Here is a 17,301-nt window from a genome sequence, read left to right as displayed (position 1 = left end):
CTAGCAGCGCGGCGGCTCGATACCGAGTTCGCGCAGGCGTTCCGCGTAGTCGGCGACGTTGGCGAGTTTGATGTCCTCGTATCCGCGCACCACGTCGGCGAGCGCCGCCGCCCGCACGGCGCGGTCGTAGCCCGACCGGTCCAGCCCCTCGGCGAGGTCTGTCACCATCGCGGTGTAATGAGTGCGCAACTCACGTTCCACCCGTCGCACGTGCGCGTATCCGAACGGGTCGAATCTCGTGCCGCGCAGCCGCTTTCCCTTGGCCAGCAAGCGCAGGGCGAAGTGGCTGCCCGGCCCCATTCCGATCTTGTCCTTCCGTCCCAGCGCGCGCAGGATCGGCGGGTGCAGCCGATAGGTGAGGTTCGCCCCCTCGGGTACCTGCGCGGCGACCTCGGCCAGGAACGACGGATCGGTGAGCCGTCGCGCCACCTCGTACTCGTCCTTGTATGCCGTGAACTTGTACAGCCCGCGCGCGACCTGCTCGCTGAACTCGGTACGGTCGGTCACCTCGCGCTCGGCAGCCCAGACTCGTTGCATCGTGGCCACGTAGTCGCGCGCCGTCGCGACGCTCTGGAAGCCGATCAGCTCGACGGCCCGCAGCTCGACCAGCCGCCGCGTCTCGCCCGTCGCGGTCAGCTCGTCGAACAGGTCCGCGGGCACCGGTACCGGAGTGGGTTCGGCCGTGCGACGCGTGGTGGCGGCGGCGAACTCCCCTGGCCGCGCTATCGCGACCCGGCCCCAGCGGAAGGCCGCGAGATTGGCGTCCACAGCCACGCCGTTGATCTCGATGGCCTCCTCGATCGCCGTGCCCGGCAGCCGCAGACCACCGAGTTCGTAGGCTGCGCCGACCAAGAGGAAGTTCGCGGCGGCAGTGTTGCCGAACAGCACCTCCGCGGCGGCGAGAGCATCGAAGGACCGCACCGAGCGCGAGACCTGTTCCAATCGCCGCAGCAACGCCGCCTCGCCGGGGTAGGTGACGGACCGGTCGTAGACCATGTCCCCGGTCGGGGTCTCGCTGGTGGAGGCGACCGAGACGGTCGTCTCCGCGCAGCCGTAGGCCAGGTTCTTGTTGTCGGTGGCGGCCAGCAGGTCGAACGCCACGATGCAGTCGGCCGAGGCCGGGGCCAGCCGGTTGGCCGGCTCCAGCGCCCCGACGGCGAAACGCAGATGCGAGACCACCGGCCCGGCCTTCTGGCTCATGCCGATCTGGTCCAGGCTCGCCACCTCGTACCCGGCGCGCATCGCGGCGGTCGCCAGGACCTGGTTCACGGTGACGATGCCGGTGCCGCCGATGCCGGCGAGAAAGACGTTCTGCGTGGTCGTCGGCGGTTCGTGGACCAGGTCCTGCAGCCGAGGCGGCTGCGGCGCGCGACCGGCTCGGCGCGGCTTCCGCGCGGCCGGGTCGGGCAGTTCGACCGTGACGAACGCGGGGCAGTCGCCCTTCAGGCAGCTGTAGTCGGTGTTGCACGAGGTCTGGTCGATCCGCGTCTTGCGCCCGAACTCGGTGTCCACCGGCTGCACCGACAGGCAGTTGCTCTGCACGCCGCAGTCACCGCAGCCTTCGCACACCGCCTCGTTGACGACCACCCGGGTGCGGCGCACCGGCAGCGCGCCCCGCTTGCGCTGCCGCCGCGCGTCGGCCGCGCAGTGCTGGTCGTAGATCAGCACGGTGACGCCGGGGATCTCGCGCAGTGTGCGTTGCGCTTCGTCGAGGCGGTCGCGGTGCCATAGGAGGGCGCCGGGAGCGAGATCGCGCTTGCGGTAGCGCTCGGGCTCGTCGGCGCAGACGATGATCCGCCGGACGCCCTCGACAGCGAGTTTGTGGGTGAGCGTCGGCACCGTGAGCGCGCCCTCGGCGTGCTGCGCGCCGGTCATCGCGACCACATCGTTGTGCAGCAGCTTGAAGGTGATGTTCACGCCGGCGGCGACGCACGCCTGCACGGCGAGCTGGCCGGAATGGAAATACGTTCCGTCACCGATGTTCTGGAACAGGTGCGGCACGTCCGTGAACGGCGCTTGACCGATCCACTGCGCGCCTTCGCCGCCCATCTGGGTCAGCCCGGTGACCTTGCTGTCGGCGCGGCCGGACATGGTCACCAACGTGTGACAGCCGATGCCACCGCCCGCCAGTGAGCCCTCCGGAACGGCGGTGGAACGATTGTGCGGGCAACCGCTGCAGAAGTAGGCCGCGCGCTTGGCGGGCAGCACCGACAGCGACAGCGGTTGCGGCAGTGGACGTTTCAGTTCGATGTGCCCGTCGAGCACCCGGCGCAGCGGTGCGGCGACGCGCCCGGAGGTCAGTTCGCCGTCGGCGCCGAACAGCGGGCGGTCCGCCTCGTCGCGCTTGCCGAGGATTTCCGGCGCGCCCGCGACCCCGTACAGGATGTCGCGGATCTGGGTCTCGATGAAGGCGGTCTTGTCCTCGACGACGATCAGCTGGTCGAGCCCGGCGGCGAACTCGCCGACCCGGTCGGGCGCGAGGGGAAACGGCATTCCGATGCGCAGCAGGCGGATCCCCGCGTTGTACAGCGCTTCGTCGTCGGCGCCGAGGTCGATCAGCGCTTGGCGGACCGCGTCGAAGGTGGTCCCGGTGGCGGCGATGCCGATCGTGGCGCGGACCGGGTTCACCTCGATCACGTCCAGACCGTTGCGCGTGCTGTAGGCGCGCACCAACTCCCAGCGGGGACCGTAGAGGTCCGCTTCGGCGAGCAAGCTGTCGGCAGGCGCGGCCATCGGACGCTGCCGGTAGTGGAACCGCTGTCCTTCCCAGTCGATTTCGGGCACAACGATGTCGATGTCTCTCACCGAACCGTCCACGGTCCACGCGCCGTCGGCGACGTCGGCGACGATTTTCAGCGCCACGAGGCAACCCGAGGCGCGCGACAGGGCGACGCCGTGCAGGCCCATGGTGATGACCTCGCGGGCGTTGCGCGGGAACAGCACCGGAATGTTCATCGCGGCCAAGGAGCGCTCGCTCACCGCGGGCACGGTGGAGGACTTGGCCGCCGGATCGTCGCCGACCAGCAGCAGGACGCCGCCGCGCGGATGCGCGCCGTACATGTTGGCGTGGCGCAGCGCGTCGGTCGCGCGGTCCAGGCCGGGGCCTTTGCCGTACCAGACACCGACGACGCCGTCGTGGGTCGCCGCGCCCGCGGGCAACTCCGCCTGGCTTCCCCACACGGAGGTCGCGGCCAGTTCCTCGTTCAACCCCGGGACGAACGAGATGTCGTGCTCGGCGAGCACCTCCGGCATGCCGGACAGCATCTTGTCGACGCCGCCGAGCGGACTGCCCTGGTAACCGGACACGAACGTGCCCACTCGCCGCCCGGCGCGCAGATCACGCACATGCTGCTCCACCAGCTGCCGCGCGATGGCCTGCACGCCGGTGAGGACAACGGTCCCCGAGCCGACGCGGTAACGGTCGGCGAGGTCGTAGGGAGCTGCGATCAGATCGCGGTCGGCGAGCTCGGTCATCCGGATCCACCCGTCCGCTCGGCGCCGATCCGGCGCTTCGCCTCGTTGAGCACTTGGTGTCGATATCGTGTCTCCGAAGATCTGAACGCACAACCTTTGAATAATAAGTTGAGCAATCTGCTCAATTAGACATGTCATCGATAGGCACCGGCTAAGCACTGTGCGAGGTCGCTGTGACGGCGCGCACATAAATGCGTCGAGGCGTCCGGTCATTTCCGCGAGCCGCACCGGTGCCACACCGCGCATCCTCCGCCGCACCCGCGTCCACCTGTGTGAAGGTGGAGAGGTGGCACTGCGCAGGATGGGTACGGCGATCGTCGCCGCCATCACGTTCGGAACGCTGACCGCGTGCGGGCAGCAGGCGGACCCGGCCGTGCCCGCCACTCCGGAGCGCACCGCGGAAGCGGCGGCGGGGATGCGGGCCGACCCGGGCCCCCGGCGATACGCGGGCGGGACGATGGTCGTCATCCCACATGCCGCGGACCTGGAATCCAGTTCCGCCCTGCCCTTCTCGGAGTACGACGTCGAGGACGGGACCGACAAGCTCGGGATCCACATCCCCGGCCCGGTCGGCTGCCCGAGCATAGGATTCACCGCGCGGGTGGAGGAATCGGCCGACCTGGTGAGCGTGCGGTTGATCCACGGCCTGCATCGCGGCATGCCGCCGTGTCAGGGCGCGAACCCGGAGCAGAAGCGCGAGTACGGCGTGGTCGTCGTCGACCTGCAACGCCCGCTGGGCGGGCGCGCGGTGCTCAGCTTCACATGAGCCGGATCGGTGCGCGACCGGGTAGGCCGCCTCCGTTAGTGATCTTGTCGAATGGCGGGCCGCGGGCTTTGTGACTTGTCCGGTTCGCCTGTCCCGGAGCGGCGTCCGGAGAATGCCGGGCGCTATCTTCGCAGCGGATGGTGCCGCCTTCGCGGCTACCGGCGGTCCCGGAGTCGAAGGAGGTGCGGCAGTCCGCCATGATCGACTCAGGGTCCCCACCGCGGCGGTTCCTTCTGCTCCGCCCGCAGCGAAGGTTCGCTGCGGTTTCTCTTGTAGTGCCGGTGCGTCCGAAGCACCGACGCGCGGCGTGCCCGCCGCGGGTCGGTGGGTCGGTGACGGCTGACTTTCGAAGGAAACCCGTGTCCAGAGCTCCGTTCAGGATCGCGATCTTGCTGGTGAGCATCGTCTCGCTCGGCCTGCTCGGCCTGCCCGCTACCGCGCAACCCCTCTATCCCACTCCCGATCCCGATTCCTTCTACACCGCGCCGCCCGACCTGGGGGCGCTCACCCCGGGCGACGTCGTACGGACCCGCAGGATCGACACCGGTATGTATGTCGGGACCGTCGGCTGGCAAGTCGCGTTCCGCTCCACCAATTCGCAGGGCAACCCTGTCATGGGCATCACCACGGTCCTGATGCCCGCCGGGGTGCGGAATCCGCCGCTGGTCTCCTACCAGGCGCTGATCAATTCCCTCGGCACCCAGTGCAATCCGTCGCGCTCGCTGTTCAACGGCGAACTACAGGACGCGGTCGGCGCGATGTTGCCCATCGGACGCGGATGGGCGATCTCGCTGCCGGACTATCTGGGCCCCACCTCCGCCTACGGCGCCGCGCGCCTGGCCGGAATGATGACCCTCGACAGCGTGAAGGCCGTCCGCAAGGTCGCCGAACTGGGGCTGTCCGACTCCCCCGTCGCCATCGCGGGGTACTCCGGCGGCGGCATGGCCACCGCGTGGGCCGCCGCCATGCAGCCCACCTACGCGCCGGATCTGAAACTCACCACCGCCGTGGCCGGTGGCATCCCCGCCGACCTGGAGGAGATGGCGATGGCGCTCGGCTTCGAGCCGCACCCCGGATTCGGCCTCGCCTTCGCCGCCGCCATGGGGCTGGAGCGGGAGTACCCGGACCGGCTGCCGATCTCCGATCAGCTCAACGAGAACGGTTTGTGGTTCCGGGAATTCACCCACGACGCCTGCCGCCGGTTCCTGCTCTTCCACGGCGCCTTCCGCAGCGCGGAGCAGATGGCGGCGTCCAAGAGCCTGATGGACAGCCCGGAGGCGCACGCCGTCCTGCGGGAGAACAGCCTGAAGTACTTCGACGGCGTTCCGACTGTGCCGACCTACATGTGGCAGGGCCGCTTCGACACCCTCACCTTTTACAACCCGGTCGCCGAGGTCGCCGACCGGTACTGCAAGGCGGGTGCGCGGTTGACGTTCCATACCGTCGACATCTCCGAACACCTGACCGCGGCCGCCGCCGGGTTCGCGGACGCGTGGAACTACGTCGAGGCCAGGTTCCGCGGCGAACCCGCACCGACCAGCTGCTGAAACCCAGAAGACAAGCGGGCCCGGGAGTGCTTCTCCCGGGCCGCTCTTCGTTGCATCAGCCGATGGAACGCACCTCTTTCTCGTACTGCGCGCGGACCTTCTCGTCGGCCGGGTGCAACGCGCGATCCCCGTCGAACAGGCCGCGGATCAGGCGCACCGCGCGTTCCGGCGCGGCGGCCAGTGCGATGTCGAGCGGGCCGAGGTAATTCGGCACGGCCACCTCGGCTTTACGGGTGACGCAGGTGCGCACGATCGCGGCGGCGACGTCTTCCGGGTCGACGGTCGGCATGCCGTGGCCGAGTGTCAGCCCCGAGGAAAGGCGGGTCCGCACGGCCGACGGCAGGACGCAGCTGACACTGACGCCATGCCCGGCGAATTCCAGGCGGGTCGCCGCCGAGAGACCGACCGCGGCGAACTTGCTCGCGTTGTACACGGCCAGCCCCGGAATCGGGACCTTGCCCGCCAGCGAGGCGACGTTGACGACATGGCCGTGACCACGCTCGATCATGCCCGGCGCGACGGCGCGCATGCCGTGGATGAGACCCCAGACGTTGATGTCCAGCGTGGCCTGACCGACCACGTCCGGTTCGTCCAGGAACGCGCCCGCGGGCATGACACCGGCGTTGTTGACCAGCACGTCGATTCCGCCGACCGCCGCGGCCACCGCGTCCCATTGCCCGCGCGAACGCACGTCGAGTTCGAACGCGCCCGCCCCGATCGCGGCGGCCGTCTCCTCGGCGGCGGGTTTGTCCACGTCGGCGATGACGACACGGGATCCTTTCGCGGCGAACAATGCCGCGGTGGCCCGGCCGATTCCCCGTCCGCCTCCGGTGATCAGGACTGTCGCCTCGCGCAGGTCGATCGCGGGGTAACCGGATCCGAGGATTCTCATACGAATGCTCCTTGTTCGAGCGTGCGGCGGGTACTGCGCAGGCTGTGTTCGAAGGTGGCGAGACGGCGGCGGCCGTCCATGAAGTTCGGTCCCGTCACCGCGAGGTCGTCGGCGGTCGCGCCCACGAACAGCACCTTCGTGCCCGCGGCGCGCAGTCGTGCGATCTCGGTGCGAAGCTTGTCGCTCATCCGGTTGCGCAGCTGCCGTTCCAGCAGGTGCCCGGGGCCGGTCGCCGGGATCCGGGCCGCGGAGGCCATCGGAGCCAGCACGAGGAGTTCGTCCAAGTTCTCGGCGACGAGCAGGTCCACCGAGGCCGTGGAGCCCACGCCGCCGTCGACGAAGCGGCGGCCCCCGATGGTGACCGGAGGGAACCATCCGGGAACGGCCCACGACGCCCGCAGTGCCGCGCCGATGGTCGCGGCGGGCGCACCGGGCGCGCCGAACGCGACCCGCTCGCCCGTCGCGTAGTCCATCGCCACCAGCCGGGTCGCCGGATGCGGCACCCAGTCGCGGCCGGGGTTCAGTCGTTCGGCCAGCCGTTGCAGCCAGCCCGGGTCGCCACCGCCGACCGGAAGCAGTCCGCTGCCCGCGGCCAACAGCGCCTGGCCCGGCTCGTGGCGACGCAGCGGCAGTCGGGGCGAGCCGAGCCGCGGGCGCGGCAGCGGCGGAAACCGGCCGGGCTCGGCGGCGCGGTGCTCGCACAGGATCGGGTCGCTCGCGGTGCCGCGCTGCAACGCGACCAGGTCGTCCACCGAAACGCCACTGCCGAGCATCGTCACCGTCTCCGCACCCGCGGACGTGCCCAGCAGCACGTCCGCCTCGCGCGGATCCCAGTCGAGCACGTCCCGGGCGGCGGCGAGGGCGGCGACGATCCAGGCCGCCCCCACGGTGCCACCGCATCCGATGGCCAGGCCGCGCCGCTGCGACCCTTTGTTGTTACCCATAGTCTCAGACACTAGCCCGGCTCGGCCCGAAAGCCACCCCCTCGAGCGGTCGGTATCCCGGCTCAGGCCGTGAAGTGCAGCGTCCATTCACCGCGATAGTGCAGGCGGGTGACGCTGCCGGGCGGGATGTCGATGCGCCAGAACGATTTGGGTGGAGCGTCCAGCGTCACCAGCAGCGCGGCCCGGACGACCGCAGGGTGGGTGACCGCGATCGTGGACACCGACCGCGCGGCGACCTCGGCCATCCAGAGCCTGGTCCGTTCGATCACGTCCAGCACGGACTCGCCGCCGTGCCCGCGGAACGCCGGGTCGGTCAACCAGGCGTACAGCTCGTCCTGGGGCACCGACATCAGTTCGCCGCCGCGCCAGGCGCCCGCGTCCAGGTCGCGCAGCCGGTTGTCCTCCTCATCCGGCAGCAGCCCCAGCAACGCGGCGGTCTCCACCGTCCGGCGTTCCGGGCCGGTGAGCACCCGCGCGGCGGTGAGCGGCCCGCATCCGGCCACCGCCCGCCTGCCCGCCTCGGTGAGCGATTCGTCCACCGGGAACCGTGCCTTCCGCATCGCCTCGGTCATCCCATGGCTGACCAGGTCGAGTCTGAGCACTTTTTGCACCTGTCGAAGCGTACGGCCCGGCGTCGGCGGCCGTTGTTCGATTGCTCCCGCTTCGCTCGCGAATCGGTACGGGCGTGCTTGTCGGTGGGCCGGTGCACACTTGAATCCATGGCCCAGTTCTCCCGCGCGACCCAGGAGTGGTTCGACGGCGCGTTCCCCGCGCCGACCTCCGCTCAACTCGGGGCGTGGAAGGCGATCGCGGCGGGCGAGCACACTCTGGTCGTCGCGCCCACCGGGTCCGGCAAGACGCTCTCGGCGTTCCTGTGGGCGATAGACCAGTTGGCCGGCCGGGAACGGCGGCCGGAGCGGGCGGGCACCTCCGTGCTGTACGTGTCCCCGCTGAAGGCGCTGGCGGTGGACGTGGAACGCAATCTGCGGGCGCCGCTGGTTGGCGTCACACAGACGGCGAAACGCCTGGGACTGGAGCCGCCGGAGATCACTGTCGGGGTCCGTTCCGGCGACACCAGCGCGTCCGATCGGCGGTCCATGCTGCGGACCCCGCCGGACATCCTGATCACCACGCCGGAGTCGCTGTTCCTCATGCTCACCTCGGCGGCCCGCGAGACGCTGCGGGACGTGCGCACGGTGATCGTGGACGAGGTGCACGCGATCGCCGGTTCCAAGCGCGGTTCGCACCTGGCGCTGTCGCTGGCCCGGCTGGATCTGCTGACCGAGCGGCCCGCCCAGCGCATCGGGCTGTCGGCGACCGTCCGGCCGCCGGAGGAAGTCGGCCGCTTCCTGGTCGGCAACGCGCCGATCACCCTGGTCGCGCCGCCCGCGCCCAAGACGTTCGACCTGTCGGTGCGCGTGCCGGTGGCGGACATGACCGAGCCCGGCGACTCCGACCAACCGGGCTCGATCTGGCCCCACGTAGACGAGGCGATCGTCGAACTCGTGCTGGAGCACCGGTCCTCGATCGTGTTCGCGAACTCCCGCAGGCTGGCCGAGCGGCTCACCGCCCGGCTGAACGAGGCCTACGCGGCGCGGCTGGGCGAGCCGGTGGAGACCGAGCACAAGCCGCCCGCCCAGCTCGGCCCGTCCACCGAGGTGATCCACGGCGCGGGGCCCCTGCTGGCGCGCGCGCACCACGGTTCGGTCAGCAAGGAGCAGCGAGCGCTGATCGAAGACGATCTCAAGAGCGGGCGGCTGCGCTGCGTCGTCGCGACCAGCAGCCTGGAACTCGGCATCGACATGGGCGCGGTCGACCTGGTGGTCCAGGTGGAGGCGCCGCCCTCGGTGGCCAGCGGATTGCAGCGGATCGGGCGGGCCGGGCATCAGGTCGGCGAGATCTCGCGCGGGGTGATCTTCCCCAAGCACCGCACCGACGTCATCCATTGCGCGGTGGCGTCGCGGCGGATGACGGCCGGACAGATCGAGGCGATCCAGATCCCGGCGCATCCGTTGGACATCCTCGCGCAGCAGACCGTCGCCGCGTGCGCGCTGGACCCGATCGACGTCGACGCGTGGTTCGACGTCGTGCGCGGTACCGGCAGCTACGCGTCGCTGCCGCGCTCGGCCTACGAATCGGTGCTGGACCTGCTCTCCGGGCGGTATCCGTCCGACGAGTTCGCCGAACTGCGTCCCCGGCTGGTCTGGGATCGCGACGCGGGCACGCTCACCGGGCGGCCCGGCGCGCAACGGCTGGCCGTGACCTCGGGCGGAGCGATCCCCGATCGCGGCATGTTCGCGGTGTACATGGTGGGCGAGAAGGCTTCCCGGGTCGGGGAGCTCGATGAGGAGATGGTCTACGAGTCCCGGGTCGGCGATGTGTTCGCGCTCGGGGCGACGAGCTGGCGGATCGAGGAGATCACCTTCGACCGGGTGCTGGTGACGCCCGCGTTCGGGCAGCCGGGGCGGTTGCCGTTCTGGCACGGCGACGGGCTCGGTCGGCCCGCCGAACTCGGCGCGGCGCTCGGTGAATTCGTGCGCACGGTCGCACAGGACCTCGCCGCCGAAGCGTCCACGGGTACCGGGAAGACCGCACGGCGCGATGCCGGCACACCTCCGAAGGCGTCGAAACAGACTCGCGCGCAGGAGGATTCGATACACAACGGCATGGGTCGCACGCCCGCGATACCGGAGCGCGTCGCGGATATCATGCTTTCCGCCGGTCTCGACGACAACGCGACCGCCAACCTGCTCACACTCCTGGACGAACAGCGCACCGCGACCGGACATCTGCCCACCGACCGCACTCTGGTGGTGGAGCGGTTCCGCGACGAACTAGGCGACTGGCGGCTGGTGCTGCACTCCCCCTACGGTCTTCCGGTCCACGCCCCCTGGGCGCTGGCCATCGGGGCGCGGCTGCGCGAACGGTTCGGTGTGGACGCCGCGCCGAACGCCTCCGACGACGGCATCGTCGTGCGGCTGCCCGATACCACCGATGATCCGCCGGGCGCCGAACTGTTCGTCTTCGAGTCCGACGAGATCGACGACATCGTCACCGAGCAGGTGGGCGGCTCGGCGCTGTTCGCCTCCAGGTTCCGCGAATGCGCCGCCCGCGCATTGCTGCTGCCGCGCCGCGACCCGGGCAAGCGAGCGCCGCTGTGGCAGCAGCGGCAGCGCTCGGCCCAGTTGCTGGACGTGGCGCGCAAGTTCCCCGAATTCCCGATCCTGCTGGAGACGGTGCGCGAATGCCTGCGCGATGTCTACGACCTGCCGTCACTGCGCGACCTGCTCGGACAGGTCGGTCGGCGCCGGATACGGCTGGTCGAGGTGGAGACCGCGACGCCGTCACCGTTCGCCAACGCCCTGCTGTTCGACTACATCGGGCAGTTCATGTACGACGGCGACAGCCCGCTGGCCGAGCGGCGCGCCGCCGCGCTCTCGCTCGATTCCGGTCTGCTCGCCGAGTTGCTCGGCCGGGTCGAGCTGCGCGAACTGCTCGACGCCGCGGTAATCGAGCAAACCGAGCGAGAACTGCAGCGGCTCACTCCCGAGCGGCACGCGCGCGACGCCGAGGGTTTGGCGGATCTGCTGCGGCTGCTCGGGCCGCTCACCGCCGCCGAAGCCGCCGAGCGCTCCGACGAGGATCCCGTCGCCTGGTTCGAGAGCCTCGTGTCCGCACGCCGTGCGCTGGAGGTCTCCTTCGCGGGGCGCAGCTGGTGGGTCGCGGTGGAGGACGCGGCCCGGCTGCGCGACGCGCTCGGGGTTCCGCTGCCGATCGGCACGCCGTCGGCGTTCATCGAGCCGGTGGCCGATCCGCTCGGCGATCTGGTCGGCCGCTACGCCCGCACGCACGGCCCGTTCGGCACGGAGGCGGTGGCGGCCCGGTTCGGGATCGGCACCGCGGTCGCCGCCACCGCACTACACCGGCTCGCCATCGAAAAACGGGTGGTCGAGGGGGAATTCACGCCCGGAGCCGCCGGGGCGGAGTGGTGCGACGCGCAGGTGCTGCGCCGGCTGCGCCGCAGATCGCTCGCCGCCGCCCGGCACGAGGTCGAGCCGGTCTCGACCGCCGCGTTCGGGCGCTTTCTCCCGTCCTGGCAGCACGTCGGCAGCGGCGAACTGCGCGGCGTCGACGGCGTGGCGGCCGTCGTGGAACAACTCGCGGGCGTGCCGATCCCGGCCTCCGCCTGGGAATCGCTCGTCCTGCCCGCGCGGGTGCGTGATTACACCCCGGCCATGCTCGACGAACTCATGGCGACGGGTGAGGTGATCTGGTCCGGGCACGGCGCCATCACCGCCAAGGACGGCTGGATCGCCCTGCATCCGGCCGAGCAGGCGCCGTTCACCCTCGCGCCGCCGGACGAGGTCGATCTCACCGAGGTCCAATTGCGCCTGCTCGCCGCGCTCGGCGCGACCTTCGTGCCATGGACACCACCCGGCCCCGCGGAAACCGTGCCGGATCGACCGCCCGTGCCGTTGGACGAGCCGGATCCGCCGACCGGCAGTGCGTCCGACGGTCACGGCGCGCGCCCGCGATCCGCCGAGACGGCCGGTAGAGCCACACCGAACGAGTCGGACAACGGCCGACGTGGCAGGCGATCACCGGTCGGCTCGGAAGACGCGGCCGACGCGGGGCATTCGATCTCCGGCGCTCCCGCGGAACGACTGATACCCGTGCCGCAGGGCGGCGGCGCGTACTTCTTCCGGCAACTCTCGGACGCCACCGGCCTGCTCGACGACACCGCCGCGGCCGCCGCACTGTGGGAATTGGTGTGGGCCGGAATGGTTTCCGGTGACACGTTCGCGCCGGTACGGGCGTTGCTGTCCGGCACGGCCCGGACCACGACGGCCCACCGCACGCCCCGCCGCGCCCCGCGAGGGCGGGCCTACCTGCCCCGGCCGAGCATGCCCACCCGTTCCGGCCCGCCCTCGGTCGCCGGGAGATGGTCTCTGCTCCCGGAGCGGGTCTCGGACAACACCGTGCGCGCCCACGCGACCGCGGACCTGCTCCTGGAGCGGTACGGCGTGCTCACCAGGGGCTCGGTGCAGAACGAGGGGGTGCCGGGTGGGTTCGCGCTGATGTACCGGGTGCTCACCGAGTTCGAGGACCGAGGACGCTGCCGCCGCGGCTATTTCGTCGATTCGCTGGGCGGCGCGCAGTTCTCCACCACCGACGTGGTGGACCGGCTGCGCTCCTTCGACCCGGAACGCGCCCGTCCCGAGTCCAGGGAGCCGACCGGCACGGTACTGGCACTGGCCGCGTCCGATCCGGCGAACCCATATGGCGCCGCTCTGGCCTGGCCGAAGAGCGACGTGGAGGGCGGGCATCGCCCCGGACGTAAAGCCGGAGCGCTCGTCGTGCTCGTCGACGGCGAACTGGTGCTGTATCTGGAGCGGGGCGGCAAGACCCTGCTCACCTTCACCGAGGACCCCGACGCGCGCCGCGCCGCCGCCGCGGCGCTCGCCGACCTGGTCCACCGCCGCCGGGTGGACTCGCTGGTCATCGACCGGGTCAACGGAGACACCGTGCACGGCAACACGTTCGCCGGGTTCCTCACCGAGGCCGGCTTTTCCGCCACCCCCCGCGGCCTGCGTCTCCGGAGCCGTCCGTGAGCCCGCGGCGATTCCGCGCCGACTCGGCGGAGCTGTCGTATGCCTGAGGGGGACACCGTTTTTCTCGCCGCGAAACGGCTTCGCACCGCGCTGGCGGGAAAAGAACTGACACGCAGTGACTTCCGTGTACCGCGATACGCGACGGTGGATCTGCGCGGGCAGGTGGTCGAGAGCGTCGGCAGTTACGGAAAGCACCTGTTCATCCGCACGCCCACCGTGAGCGTTCACACCCACCTGAAGATGGAGGGCAGCTGGCGCGTATTCCACTGCGGACAGCGCTGGACGAAACCGCGAGTCGCCGCGCGAGTCGTGTTGAGCACCGCGGACGTCGAAGCCGTCGGGTTCTCCTTGGGCACCGTCGAGGTCGTGCGGGTGGGCGACGAGCACCGCATCGTCGACCATCTCGGACCCGACCTGCTGGGCCCGGATTGGGATGCGGCGGAAGCCGCCCGGCGATTGGCGCGGTATCCGGATCAACCCATCGGCGTCGCGCTGCTGGATCAGCGCAACCTCGCCGGTATCGGAAACATCTTTCGCAGCGAGGTGTGTTTCTTGCGCCGCGTCCACCCCGCGACCAGGGTCGGCGACGTCCCGGACCTGTTGGCCATGGTCAACGAAGCACACCGCATCCTCGCCGAATCGGTGGCCAAGCCGCCGCGGCGCGCTCTGGCCTACGGCCGAACACACCGTCCGTGCCAGCGCTGCGGCACCCCACTCGTCGCCGACCTACTCGGTGACACCGCACCGGATCACGACCGGGTGGTGCAGCGCGAGCGGGGCATCTTCTTCTGCCCTCGATGTCAGCCCATCCCGGCCGAATGATCCGATGCCGCGAGTCCCAAGCGCGGCGCGGGCGGACGAACTGCTGCTCGAGCTACCTTCGACGGCGTGACCACCGACCGCTCCACGGCCGAGCGCGGTACCAGCGAGGCGCGGCCGAAGCGCCGGATGTCCGCAGCCGACCGCCGTACCCAGCTGCTGAACGTGGCGCGCGACATCGTCGCCACCGAAGGCTTCGGCGCGGTGAGCATCGACCGGGTGGCCCGCCAAGCGCGGGTCGCCCGCGCGCTGGTGTACCAGCAGTTCACCGACCTGTCCGGGCTGACCTCGGCGCTGCTGGACCGCGAGCCGGCCATCGCCTTCGCCGGTGTGCGCAGCGTGGACTGGGACCACGGTGACGTGGACCGGGTCGGTCGCGGCATCCTCGCCTACCTGCACGCCGCGCCGACCAGCTGGCGCATCATGCTCAGCCCGTTCGACGGCGGGCCGCCGGAGCTGCGCGAGCGACTCGCGCTCGGTCGCGCCTACGCGCGGGCGATCGGCGCGCGTCATCTGTCCCGATACCTCGGGGTAACGGTGGACCCGAATGGTCCGACGGAGCGAATCCTGTTGGCCGCCATGGAGGAACTGGCCCGGCTGCACCTCACCGGCCCGAGCGCGTATCCGCACGAACTGGTGTTGCGCTACCTGCGCTCGCTGGTCGGCTGGGCCATGGCGATGGAAGCACCCGACTGACCACACTCAGCCCTCCGACGGCACCGGCTCCAGGATCTGCGGGCGCGGCTCGGGCGCGGCGATCCGCAGGGCATCGGCGGAGGCGTCGTCCGGTTGAGTCTGCGATTCGATCTCCGCCTCGACCCGCGCCTGATAGGTGCGGACCTCCCGGTCGATCTCCTCGTCGTCCCAGCCCAGGACGGGCGCGACCAGCCGGGCCACCTGCTCCGCGCAATTGGCTCCGCGGTGCGGGTACTCGATCGAGATCCGGGTCCGCCGGGCCAAGATGTCGTCGAGATGCAGGGCGCCCTCGGCCGCCGCCGCGTAGACCGCCTCCACCTGGAGATAGGACGGCGCGTCCGTGATCGGTTGCAGCAGTTCGGGTTGGTCCTCGGCGAAGGACATGACATCGGCGATCAGCGAGCCGTACCGATCCAGCAGGTGCTTGATCCGGTACGGATGCACCCCGTAGGTCTCGGCCAGCTGCACCGTCTGGTTGACCAGCGCGAAATAGCCGTCGGCGCCGAGCAGCGGCACCTTCGCCGTGATCGACGGTGAGACCCGGGCCGGTATGTCCTGCGCCGCTTCGTCCACCGCGTCGAGAGCCATCACGCGATAGGTGGTGTACTTCCCACCCGCGATGCCGACCAGGCCGGGCGCGACCCGGGCGACGGCATGTTCGCGAGAGAGCTTGGAGGTCTCGTCGCTCTCCCCGGCCAGCAACGGGCGCAGGCCCGCGTACACGCCGTCGATGTCGTCCGGCGTGAGTGGCTGAACCAGTACTTGGTTCACCCGTTCCAGCAGATAGTCGATATCGGCCTTGGTCGCGGCCGGATGCGCGAGGTCGAGATTCCACTCGGTGTCGGTGGTGCCGATGATCCAGTGCGCGCCCCAGGGGATGACGAACAACACCGATGTCGCGGTGCGCAGGATGATCGCGGTGTCGCTCACGATCCGGTCGCGTGGGACCACGATGTGCACGCCCTTGGAAGCCCGCACATGGAACCGGCCGCGCTGATGCGAGAGAGCTTGGACTTCGTCGGTCCACACGCCGGTCGCGTTGATCACCACATGTCCACGGACCTCGCCCGCGCGGCCGTCATCGGTGTCGCGCACCTTCACGCCGACCACCCGGTCGGCTTCCCGCAGGAACCCGACGACCTGGGTGGACGTGCGGATCACCGCACCGTAGTGCGCGGCCGTACGCGCCACCATCATGGTGTGGCGTGCGTCGTCGACGACCGTGTCGTAGTAGCTGACACCGCCGATCAGCGAATCGCGCCGCAACCCGGGCGCCAGCCGCAGCGCGCCCGCGCGAGTGAGATGCCGTTGCCCGGGAACGGATTTCGCCCCGCCCATGGTGTCGTACAGGACCAGTCCCGCCGCCACGTACGGACGCTCCCACACGCGGTTGGTCAGCGGGTACAGGAAGCGCAGCGGCTTGACCAGGTGCGGCGCCAGCATGGACAGCGCGAGCTCGCGCTCGCGCAGCGCCTCGCGCACCAATCCGAACTCCAGCTGCTCGAGGTAGCGCAGCCCGCCGTGGAACATCTTCGACGACCGGCTGGAAGTCCCGGACGCGAAGTCGCGGGCTTCGACCAAGGCGACCTGTAAGCCCCTGGTCGCCGCGTCCAACGCGATACCGGCCCCGACCACGCCCCCACCGACCACGACCACATCGAAATGATCTTTGCCGAAGCGCTCCCAGGCCACACTGCGCTGCTCCGGCCCGAGAAGCTGCGATTCCGGTTTCTTCGCCATGCTCGACTCCTCCAGCGGATGTGTCCGATCGAGCGTTCAGATCCAGGCTAGGCGAACCGCCGCGAATCGACCGCCCGCGCCCCGGCCCGTGTCGCCCCGTCCTACTCGTCGGTAACAAGCCCAACCCTAGCTGAGCGGCGAGCCGTCCCCACCGCCCAGTGAGGCACACAACAGCACACTCCCGCATTCACCAACCCCGCCGCCGCAACGACCGGATCGCCTCATCAGACCCAGCACAATTGCGACCGAACCGAGACCGAGCAGCTGCCCAGGCAGGGCAAAACACCCCGGCGGACCGGCAACTACTGCGGCCTCATGCACAACGTCTCGAATCCGACCCACGAGTCGCACGCGCCCCGCCACAGCCCGAACGGCCAACACGCCTGCCCCTCCGGCCAGTCCCGGCCGAGCACATGCGCCGGCGACCAACACAGCCGACTCGTACCCGACAACTCGCCGAACCGATCGAGCCGACACCAGAGCTACCACCAACCGCTCGCACCGGGTAGCAAGCCTCGACCCCGACGGCACCCACGCCTTCAGCGCGAAGCGAGACCGAGCATCCACCCTTCGCCGCCCGGCTCCGGTCCGACTGGCCGCCGCGTACGCGACGAAAGGAGGAACAGACCGCCGGACCCGCAGCCAGCACTACAACCGCGTGCACCGGTAGCCGAACTTCGACACCGACGCGCCCAGCGCACCGCAACCACGTCTTTCGAGCGAAGCGAGACCGAGCATGCACCGTTCGCGGCCCGGCTCGCGTTTGCGCGGCCGCCGCGTACGCCCCCGCGAAGAAGGCCAGCGCGCAGAT

Annotated in this window: 10 protein-coding genes; 5 read left to right on the top strand and 5 right to left on the bottom strand. The window is 70.4% G+C overall.

Annotated features, from left to right (window positions below; all coding sequences use genetic code 11):
- Positions 1 to 3,474 (bottom strand): indolepyruvate ferredoxin oxidoreductase family protein, encoded by a 3,474-nt coding sequence (locus tag ACWEH3_RS19985; RefSeq protein ID WP_450016479.1) that lies wholly within the window; start codon positions 3,472 to 3,474, stop codon positions 1 to 3.
- Between the two features lie 286 nt (positions 3,475 to 3,760).
- Here ACWEH3_RS19985 and ACWEH3_RS19980 point away from each other — a divergent pair, with 286 nt between their 5' ends.
- Both ACWEH3_RS19980 and ACWEH3_RS19975 read left to right on the top strand, forming a co-directional pair.
- On the top strand, positions 3,761 to 4,240 hold the full coding sequence (locus tag ACWEH3_RS19980) for a hypothetical protein (protein WP_355073468.1): 480 nt from the start codon (positions 3,761 to 3,763) through the stop codon (positions 4,238 to 4,240).
- Between the two features lie 359 nt (positions 4,241 to 4,599).
- Positions 4,600 to 5,787 carry a lipase family protein gene (locus tag ACWEH3_RS19975; RefSeq protein WP_450016481.1) on the top strand — a complete coding sequence of 396 codons (1,188 nt, stop codon included), beginning with the start codon at positions 4,600 to 4,602 and terminating at the stop codon, positions 5,785 to 5,787.
- 55 nt (positions 5,788 to 5,842) lie between these two features.
- Here the strand turns inward: ACWEH3_RS19975 and ACWEH3_RS19970 are convergent, their stop codons facing one another.
- From ACWEH3_RS19970 to ACWEH3_RS19960, 3 genes are all read right to left on the bottom strand, one after another.
- Positions 5,843 to 6,679: an SDR family NAD(P)-dependent oxidoreductase gene (locus ACWEH3_RS19970; protein ID WP_450016483.1), complete on the bottom strand. Its 837-nt coding sequence runs from the start codon at positions 6,677 to 6,679 to the stop codon at positions 5,843 to 5,845.
- On the bottom strand, positions 6,676 to 7,623 hold the full coding sequence (locus ACWEH3_RS19965; RefSeq protein WP_450016485.1) for a patatin-like phospholipase family protein: 948 nt from the start codon (positions 7,621 to 7,623) through the stop codon (positions 6,676 to 6,678). The genes ACWEH3_RS19970 and ACWEH3_RS19965 overlap by 4 nt, the downstream gene beginning before the upstream one ends.
- A gap of 62 nt (positions 7,624 to 7,685) precedes the next feature.
- Positions 7,686 to 8,234 carry a histidine phosphatase family protein gene (locus ACWEH3_RS19960; RefSeq protein ID WP_039796212.1) on the bottom strand — a complete coding sequence of 183 codons (549 nt, stop codon included), beginning with the start codon at positions 8,232 to 8,234 and terminating at the stop codon, positions 7,686 to 7,688.
- Between the two features lie 108 nt (positions 8,235 to 8,342).
- Here ACWEH3_RS19960 and ACWEH3_RS19955 point away from each other — a divergent pair, with 108 nt between their 5' ends.
- From ACWEH3_RS19955 to ACWEH3_RS19945, 3 genes are all read left to right on the top strand, one after another.
- Complete coding sequence (locus tag ACWEH3_RS19955) at positions 8,343 to 13,235, top strand: ATP-dependent helicase (protein WP_450016487.1); 4,893 nt, start codon at positions 8,343 to 8,345, stop codon at positions 13,233 to 13,235.
- A 39-nt stretch (positions 13,236 to 13,274) separates the two neighbouring features.
- Entirely contained in the window at positions 13,275 to 14,057 is a 783-nt protein-coding gene (locus tag ACWEH3_RS19950) for a DNA-formamidopyrimidine glycosylase family protein (RefSeq protein ID WP_450016489.1), read from the top strand.
- Between the two features lie 126 nt (positions 14,058 to 14,183).
- The gene (locus tag ACWEH3_RS19945) at positions 14,184 to 14,750 is read left to right on the top strand and encodes a TetR/AcrR family transcriptional regulator (protein WP_450016509.1); all 567 of its coding nucleotides are present in this window, start codon (positions 14,184 to 14,186) and stop codon (positions 14,748 to 14,750) included.
- A gap of 6 nt (positions 14,751 to 14,756) precedes the next feature.
- On the opposite strand, the gene ACWEH3_RS19940 is transcribed toward ACWEH3_RS19945, so the two are convergent.
- On the bottom strand, positions 14,757 to 16,490 hold the full coding sequence (locus tag ACWEH3_RS19940) for a glycerol-3-phosphate dehydrogenase/oxidase (RefSeq protein WP_450016491.1): 1,734 nt from the start codon (positions 16,488 to 16,490) through the stop codon (positions 14,757 to 14,759).
- Positions 16,491 to 17,301: the final 811 nt, after the last annotated feature.

It is taken from the genome of Nocardia sp. NPDC004718 (assembly GCF_053601535.1).
This window is presented reverse-complemented; position numbering and strand designations above follow the sequence as displayed.